General features: G+C 45.5%; 3 protein-coding genes. 1 reads left to right on the top strand and 2 read right to left on the bottom strand.

The window, feature by feature from the left end; genetic code table 11:
* Together F6K49_RS48225 and F6K49_RS48220 are read right to left on the bottom strand one after the other, a co-directional pair.
* The coding region (locus tag F6K49_RS48225) for a transposase (RefSeq protein WP_293109751.1) at positions 1-1,073 on the bottom strand (1,073 nt) is incomplete at its 3' end.
* Complete coding sequence (locus F6K49_RS48220; RefSeq protein ID WP_293109749.1) at positions 1,033-1,179, bottom strand: helix-turn-helix domain-containing protein; 147 nt, start codon at positions 1,177-1,179, stop codon at positions 1,033-1,035. The genes F6K49_RS48225 and F6K49_RS48220, both read right to left, overlap by 41 nt.
* On the opposite strand from F6K49_RS48220, the gene F6K49_RS48215 reads away from it, so the two are divergent.
* A complete protein-coding gene (locus F6K49_RS48215; protein WP_293109753.1) occupies positions 1,111-1,320 on the top strand; it encodes a hypothetical protein in 210 nt (69 codons plus the stop codon). The two genes, F6K49_RS48220 and F6K49_RS48215, sit on opposite strands and share 69 nt — an antisense overlap.
* Positions 1,321-1,501 lie beyond the last annotated feature (181 nt).

The raw sequence follows: 1,501 nt of genomic DNA, 5'->3' as shown, positions 1-1,501 counted from the left end.
CTCATTAGTACGCAGGGACTCTGCGTACTAATGAGTTCTAGACCACGCAATCTGATTACTTCCGATGCTGCATGATCTCGATCTGTTTCATATCCACAAACATCACACTTATGCACTCGTTCGGAAAGTTTTTTCTTTCCCGTGTGCGTACCACACTGAGGACAGGTTTGAGACGTTCCATCCGGGTTGACACGGGCAAAGTAGACCTGATGCTTATGGGCTACCCATTCGAGCAAATTGAGAAACTGACCGAAAGCTGCATCCAAGGTATGCTTTCTCAGCATACCTCTCGACATAGCCTTCAAGTTCAAATCCTCAACAAACACCATCCCAATACCTTCCTTAGTACACAGATGGTTAGCCAGTTTGAACTGCCAATCTTTCCTCACGCTGGCAATGTGGTTGTGGAATTTGGCCACCTTGATTCGAGCCTTTTCGCGGTTCTTAGAGCCTTTCTTCGTTCTGGCATACTTGCGTTGCAGCAATTCCAGCTGGCGGTACAAGCATGTCAGGAATCCGGGCCTAGCAATAAACTCTCTATCCGAGGTTGTCAAAAACTTCTCCAATCCCAAATCAATACCTATAGCGTCTCCGTGAGGTTGAGGGTCTGGTATCGATATGTCAGACTCTATCGTCAGTACTACGAACCACCTATCTGCCTTCCTCAACACCCTTACTTGTTTAACCACAAACCCGAATGGAATGGGTCGGTGCAAGTTGATGGGGATCTTCCCCACCTTGGGCAAAGCAATCTGCCAACCCGTAATCGGATGGGTTTTGAATTGAGGAAACACCATGGACTTGATTTGTCCAAACTTCTTGAAGCGTGGAAAGCCAAACCCTCTTTGTTGGAAATAATTCCAAGCGTCGTGCAGTCTACGAATTGTAGTTTGCAGAACTTGAGAAGGGGCTTGTCCCAATTGAGGAAATTCTTTCTTCGCTTTGGGAAGTGCGTTTTGCTGGTTGTAGTAGGTGGGAAATGGCTTGTCGGCTGGAATGATGTATTCTCGTTTGAGCGAACAATAGTCCAAACTACATTTGCGCGAATTCACCCAATCTTTGATTTCTCGCAAAGCTATAGTTGTACACCTGGCGAGAGATTTCGAGCCAATGCAGCATTGTCTGCTCTTGGTTGCTGTCGGGGTAAATTCGGTAGCAGTAGTTGATGATAGTCGCCATACTAGTAATTCTAACACAGAACTACTGTTCTATAAACTTACATCTGTTGCCGATTTGACCGGGATTGACCGGATCAAATCGGCTTGGGGGAGTCCATGTATCCCGACGCTCATCTTTTCAGATAGAGCGCGGGACTTATAGCTCCCCCAAACCCCCTCGACAGTTAAATTAAACTATAAACTAGCCTATAATCACATACCTTCTCAGAGGGTGAATAGTTTGTCAATCCTGGCTGACATACTGTTGATGAAAGTTTTAAACTGATGAGATAATGGTAGTTTGGTCTAAAAAGGAAGTAAGTAATGCGACTGTCTCAGATGCT

The sequence above is a fragment of the Moorena sp. SIO3I6 genome (assembly GCF_010672095.1).
This window is presented reverse-complemented; position numbering and strand designations above follow the sequence as displayed.